5 protein-coding genes, 1 pseudogene and 1 other annotated feature are annotated in these 6,485 nt (G+C 57.3%); of the genes and pseudogenes, 1 reads left to right on the plus strand and 5 read right to left on the minus strand.

Annotated features, from left to right (window positions below; genetic code table 11):
- From CWO89_RS39135 to CWO89_RS39155, 5 genes are all read right to left on the minus strand, one after another.
- On the minus strand, positions 1–1,194 hold a 1,194-nt coding region (locus CWO89_RS39135; RefSeq protein WP_130583662.1), incomplete at its 3' end, for a class I tRNA ligase family protein.
- Position 1,195: 1 nt separating this feature from the next.
- A complete protein-coding gene (locus tag CWO89_RS39140; RefSeq protein WP_028169265.1) occupies positions 1,196–1,525 on the minus strand; it encodes a cupin domain-containing protein in 330 nt (109 codons plus the stop codon).
- 24 nt (positions 1,526–1,549) lie between these two features.
- Positions 1,550–2,329: a phytanoyl-CoA dioxygenase family protein gene (locus tag CWO89_RS39145; protein WP_028169266.1), complete on the minus strand. Its 780-nt coding sequence runs from the start codon at positions 2,327–2,329 to the stop codon at positions 1,550–1,552.
- A 40-nt stretch (positions 2,330–2,369) separates the two neighbouring features.
- Positions 2,370–3,599, minus strand: coding sequence for an MFS transporter (locus tag CWO89_RS39150; protein ID WP_051397365.1), 1,230 nt, complete (start codon positions 3,597–3,599; stop codon positions 2,370–2,372).
- The gene (locus CWO89_RS39155) at positions 3,596–4,915 is read right to left on the minus strand and encodes a lysine N(6)-hydroxylase/L-ornithine N(5)-oxygenase family protein (protein ID WP_155255674.1); all 1,320 of its coding nucleotides are present in this window, start codon (positions 4,913–4,915) and stop codon (positions 3,596–3,598) included. Before CWO89_RS39155 ends, CWO89_RS39150 begins: the two co-directional genes overlap by 4 nt.
- Positions 4,916–6,022: 1,107 nt before the next feature.
- Here CWO89_RS39155 and CWO89_RS39165 point away from each other — a divergent pair.
- Positions 6,023–6,485: pseudogene (locus tag CWO89_RS39165) on the plus strand (transposase); the annotation flags it as partial.
- Positions 6,301–6,417 (plus strand) — a sequence feature (AL1L pseudoknot). Its footprint overlaps the pseudogene before it by 117 nt.

Here is a 6,485-nt window from a genome sequence, read left to right on the forward strand (position 1 = left end):
TACTGTGCGTGCGTTTTCTGCATACCGGCGTAACGCATCTTCCCAGACCCGAATGCGTGAGGCTGCCGAGATGAGCCCGTCGAGATCAAAATCGTTTGCGTCGGTTCCAAACGGCTTGGCCACTCGCGCCAGTGCATAACGGAGTACGTTTGGCCCCACCTCGCGCGCCACTTCATCGGCCCAAACAGCATGATCACGACTGGTGGAAAACTTTTCGCCTTCCAGCTTGTAGAAATCCTGGACGGAGTGATTTTTGGGAATTGGGTAGCCGCGCGCGAGCAGAGCGCCGGCCACACCTAGCGTGTAATAGAAGCGGTTATCTTGCCCCATGAAGAAAAGAAGCTCGGTGTTCTGGTCGTGCAACGTCGCGTTTGCGTCCAGACCGGCGCGGGCGCATTGCTCGCGAATTCCGGTGTCGAAGCACCAGAGGCCCTCAAACCATGTAAGCAGCGTTTGGCCGATCAGAGAGTCAGGCTGTTTTACCTCCACACCGTGCCTGAAATGGCGGGTCATCGGCAAGCCGCGCACCTCCCGGTGTAGCCAAGCGCGCGCCTTGGCGCGTATCGGCTCGGGCCATGTGCTTTCTCCAATGGCTTCGTGCAGTGGGCGAGCGAGACGTGGCATGTCGAACACGGCCTGCGTGATGGGTCTTAGCACAAGATCGCGGCCGCAGGTGACGTGCCGTGCGTCACGGATTGTGTCGTGCTGAAGAGCCAGCCCGCAGTTCTCACACAGATTGCTGTCGCAAGGCGATGAGCAAGCCGGGCAACGGCCAGTTGCGAGCGAGTCCGTAACGAGCTCATCGCAATGGTCGCAATACAGTTGGACGCCCTGCCGTACGTCGACGTAGCCGGCCCCTTGCAGCTCGCGGAATATAGCTAGCGCATTTTCCTTGTGAATCGCGCTAGATGTGCGCACGAACACATCGGGAGTAATTTGCACGGCGCGCAAACACTGTAAGATCTGGTGAATGTATCGTTCTGCGACCTCGCTAAAGGATTGGCCGAGCTTTCGTGCCGTTTCGAGCGTATATGTGCCGTGCTCGTCTGAGCCAGTGATGTAGTAGGCCCGATGGCCGGTCATGCGTTGAAAGCGGACGAAAATATCAGCGAGTAAATACACGCCGCCGATGTGACCCAGATGTAGTTTGCCGTTAGGGCAAGGCGGCGCGGGACAGACAAAATAGGTGCGCACGTCAATCCCACCAAATCGAGATAAACTTGAGAGCGCTGTCTTGGCTGATATTACGGATAGTGTGCGTCTGATGTGGCGACATGTAACACAAGGTCGTTTCGCTAACCTCACGGACCTGACCGTCGACTTCGAATTCTCCACGACCAGAGATCAGCACCCAAAGTTCGTGCTCCTGATGATCGTGCGGGTCGACCGCATCGCCTGGAGCGAGCTCCACGACTGAAGCGCCAAATGCTGGGCTGAGACCCTCCGGGAGATGCTCCAAAAGGCGCCAGACCAGAACGCCGTATTCGGTTCGCATCAGAGAATGATCGGCCTGCTTCGTGTACACGTTGGTCTTCCTCAAACGTGGCTATCAGTCGCGATAGAATATGCCATTGGGAATCTTCAGGTTTTCAAGATCCGCCACCGCTTCCTCTGGTGGGTTGTAGGCGCGCTTCATGCGGTTGTATTCGGTGCGTGTCGGACCTCCAGTGGATGCGCGCTGGAACACCAAGTGAATCGCACGACGCGACCGATCGCTCTTGTTTGGCAGTGAGTAATGGGGCGCATAATCGTCGAAAATGAAAGCATCGCCAGCCTTCAAGTGCACCGGCTCCCATGTGAAGGTTTCGGCGATCTCCGGGCGAATCACGCCGCCGGCATCCATCGGAAACACTCCTTCCTTATGGCGAGCTGGCGTGAAGAAAAGCCCACCGTTACCCGGGTCCGAGTCGTCCACGGCAATGGATGCAATTGCGTGCACCATGCGTTCGGGTATCTTGTGCGGGATATGATAGATGTCCTGATGTGGGCGGTATCCGCCGCTGTCCGGATACTTGAAGATCAGAAGTTCCTTCAACATCCGTGTTTCCTCATTCAAGAGTGTCTCGACCGCTGTACGAATGCGGCCATCGGCCAGGAGCGCCTCCCGTAGAGGGGCATGGTAGTCTAAGAAGTTCTCGGCCTTGGAGATAATCTTGCGGCTGTCACTCGTCTTCTCGAACCACAACATCCACTTGTCGGAGCTTACATCCCAACGTGCGACTTCCTCAACGAAACGAGAAATCTTGTCGCGCGTGGCTGGATCGAAGAACTGTTCCAATCGAAGATATCCATCCTTATGCCATTTCGATTGTTGTGCCTCAGTCAGCATGTGTGAGCTCCTTCGTAAGATGAGACGGATCAGTTGTGCTTTACCCCAGGCGGCTTGCTAGCACCGCATTAAGAGCGGTCGCGCTCAATAGGCTCAGCAACATCACGTCAGGGCCGAATCCACGGACCAACTGCCCTCCGACCAGGGGAAAGCCGAAGAGCCCGAGGAAGTATGCGAGCGTAAAGATCTGCGAGGTAGTGGGCACGGAGACGCCGTGCTCGCCGGCAAGATTGACGGCTATCGTGTTCAAGGTTGAATAACTTAACCCATAGCCGGCGGCAAAGAGGACGGTGGCCGCGATATAGAGTGAGGTGCTGCCACCATTGAGAAGGAACAACACCAGAGACGCAGCGGTCAGTAGGATGAGCGTGAGCGCCAGTCGCTGTAACGGCAGGCTGCCCATGAGGTGAGCGACCGAGAAGCGTAGTACCACGCTCGTAGCAGTAAAAACGAGAAAGAACAGATCGGAATTCAAGTGACGTGATGCGGAATACGCGCTCTGATATGTGGACAGCCCCGCGAACATGCAGGCTGAAATCGCAATCATGGCGATGGGGAGTGCTGTGCACTTCTGAAGCAGTGTCGTAGTCGCGGCCAGTGTAATTTCGACATCCGGCATCGGCACTGCCGATAGCCTCGACATCGCGCGTCTTGTAAGGTCTACGCAGGCGGCTGCGATCACGCACGCAATCGCAAGCACCGCATAAATCGTGGCCAGCGAACCAGTGTATTTTGCAAGCAAGTGACCAAGTGGAGCCGCTAGGCCGAGCCCAGCCATTTGTGATCCGGATAAGACAGTCAAATACTGAATACGTGCTGAGGGACGTAGATGGCGGATGATCTGCAGCGGTGCCAGAATGAAGAACACTGACCAAGAAGAGCCCACCAGTAATCCTCCACCGTACGCCGCTCGCCTATCGAGGGCAGCGCCGGCAAAGGCCAGCATGGCTAAGGCCATAAATAGCGAGGCGACAGTCAACGTGGGCAATAGGCCTATCCGCTTTGCCAGCCAGCCTGCCAAGCAACAGGAAACGAGAGTCGCAGCCATGCCGCTGGAAATAATAAGACCCGCGGCTCCACTATCCGTTCCGAGCGCATGCATGTAGTCCGGCAATAGAAAGCTAGTGCCGTAAGCTGCTGCAATGATAATGGAGGCAATCAAAAATGGTGCAAAGGCGCGGTAGTCGAGCGTGCCTGAAAGCTGGTCGGCGGCTTTAGCCGTTCCATCCGCAATCCGGCCCCGCAGCGGTGAGGTCGAACCGCCGTTCATATGCTACCCAGTCGGGTTGATGGCATCGCAACCACACCGGCGTCTCGTTCAGACGTGTCCGAAGGTGCGTAAACCTCAATCATCTGCCTGTCGGATGTATTCAAATAGAACGGTCGGCCGAGGAGGCTATTAATAATCAGGCTGTTGCGGTACGCGACCAAAGATAGATTGGCGCTCTGCAATCCGTGCTGCACGCGGCTTTGATTTTGTAGATATATTGGTCCTGGCATGTGCCGACTGAAGCGGACTGCGTAGTCCGGGCCGAGTACGGGCAGGCCGTCTTCCATACACGCGCCTTCGAGGAGGGCCTGCAAGAAGGGCGGCGTACGTGGCTGGAAGCCTGTAGCAAGCACTATACGATCGACGAGGATGCAGCTATTTCGCTGCGTTGCGATCTCATTTAGATCTACTCGCCAGCGCTTGTTGTGGGACGTGACGTCTTTCACGACTACGCTGGACAACACACGAAATCGGTCGGCCAGCGTGCCATCCAGGCTGCGTTCGTACAGCATTTCATATAGGCGGTTGCACAAATCGACAGAAATACCATCGCTCGTAAGCATCTCGCCCTCGACTATGTTCCGGCGTTGCTGAAGCGGTAGAGCGTGAAAGCGACGGCTATAGGCGGGCGTGTAAGCCTCATTCACGAAACTGTTGTCGTCGATGGCAAACAAGTTCGAACGCGACGTTGCCCACGTGATCTGGGTGGATACAGAACGAGTAAGAATATCCTCGATGATCTCAGCCCCGCTCTGACCGCCTCCCACAACGAGCACATGCTCGGCTGCATACGGTAGCTGCCGCTCGAGATAGTCGGCTGCATGGTAGACGGTGTCACATAGCAAAGATCTGGCACAGGCCGGGATCTTGGGCTCTACGCCAACGCCGACAACAACGGCGCGCGCCAAGTATGTGGTTGTATTCGTGCTGATGCGGTAGCCATCCCTAAAAGGAACAACATCCTTGACTTCCTCGGAGAAGCGGAGCGTATTGAGTCGCCCTGCGACCCACCGGTAATACTCAATGAACTCCCGCCGGGACGTTGAAGCATTGCGCTTGTTGACAAAGCTGTAGAGCCGACCATGCAGTGCCAAATAGTTGAGGAATGAATATGGGCTAGTAGGATCGACCAGGGTCACGCAATCCTTGAGCGGCGACACCTGTAGGCGACTGTTCGGCAGCGCAAGGCCTGGATGCCAAAAGAGTGCGTCTCGCTTCTCCAGGAAAAGTGCGCGGAGCGGAGTAGGTTCAATAAGCGCTGCGAGGCTAAGGTTAAATGGGCCGATGCCAATTCCGATGAGGTCCAGCATTTCCATAGAAGTCTCTTTGAGCTCGTGTAAGTTCTTGACGTTGGCGCTCGTGTAAATTCTGCTCGGGTCCGGGCGCGTCGCTTCATTACTGAAGCACGTTTGTGTGACTTGGGATGGGGCAGCGGCTTGGCCCGCAATGGCGCGTCTTGCAAGCCGTCTGCTGAAACCTCTCATTCGTGGGAACACTAAAGTCCGGCTGCGACCATCTTCACCCACCCATCCGGTGGTCTCTGCTCATCAGCAATCGCCGTGCCAGCCACAAAATCTCGACTGCGCCTCGTTGGACGAGAAGAACATGCCCACCTACAGCATTTCGTGCGGAATTGCCCCGGCAGCTCCGTCGGATTTACGACATTGAGGCGGCAATCGGACATCCACATACGGAATACCGAGCGCACGGATCCATGGCTGAGAAACGAACACACTGTGAATGCTCATCTACGCCGACAGTGCTCAAACCATCATGATCTTTCCACGCATTGTCAGCCCTTCAGGCCTCGCAGACCGCTCGTCTGTGGTGTCGCACCAGGAGAGCTGCGTCGCACTACGCGGGCAGCAGACATCTTCGGCTCCGCAATGTTGGCAGTTTCTCAGGTAATGGCGGTGGACAGTTCCGCTTTGGCTGATTGCGGCGGCCTTTTTTGGGCTTAGCCAAGAGGCCGGTGAGCGTAAACAACAAACAGCGCCGCCAAGCGCGAGGAGTTTCTGGTGACGGAGCCTTGCCGACGCGCGCCCGTGCGGGCGATCTTCTGATTGGCTAACGTGCGGCACACACCGGCTTGTGCGCTTTCGAAACGTGAGTAGCCTCAAAGCATGTCCTGTTCTAGTAAAAACCTCCGGCCGCAGCGCGCGACCGGAGGCTTGCGTTGGAACGTTAGCACATCGTTGTCCAGCGTTAACTGCTCCTTGCCAGCGCCGTTAACACGCCAGGTTATGGTCCCCCTGGCATTTTCTTTAAGCCACGCACTCAGCGCACGCAGACGTGTAGCTCGCTTCTGCGCAGACTGCCCGAGCTCCGCAGTCGGGTTTCTAAGGTCCTTCAAGGCTTGGCCGAGCGTGGCCTTGAACCGCCCCGGGTTTGCCGGAGGCTCCAGCTCCTGAGAGGATGGAGCCATGACGAGCAAGACGACGAACAGATTTTCACCCGAGGTCCGGGCCCGTGCGGTTCGGATGGTTCTGGATCACGCGAGCGAGCATCCGTCCCGCTGGGCGGCGGTGACCTCGATTGCGGCCAAGATCGGCTGCACGCCGCAGACGCTGCATGACTGGGTCAAGAAGGCCGAGGTCGACAGCGGGCAGGCGTTCCGACCGACATGGCTGAGAAGCTGAAGGCCCTGGAACGGGAAGAACCGTGAGCTTCGGCACGCCAATGAGATCCTGCGCAAGGCGAGCGCCTATTTTGCGACGGCGGAGCTCGACCGCCGGTCCAAGCCATGATCGCCTTCATCGACGATCAACGTGGGACGTATGGGGTCGAGCCGATCTGCAGGGTCTTGCCGATCGCCCCTTCGACCTACCCCGCCCATGTGGCCAAGCGGCGCGATCCGACCAAGCTGTCGGCGCGCGCCAGGCAGGA

Source organism: Bradyrhizobium sp. Leo170 (assembly GCF_004296405.1).
Lineage (GTDB): Bacteria > Pseudomonadota > Alphaproteobacteria > Rhizobiales > Xanthobacteraceae > Bradyrhizobium.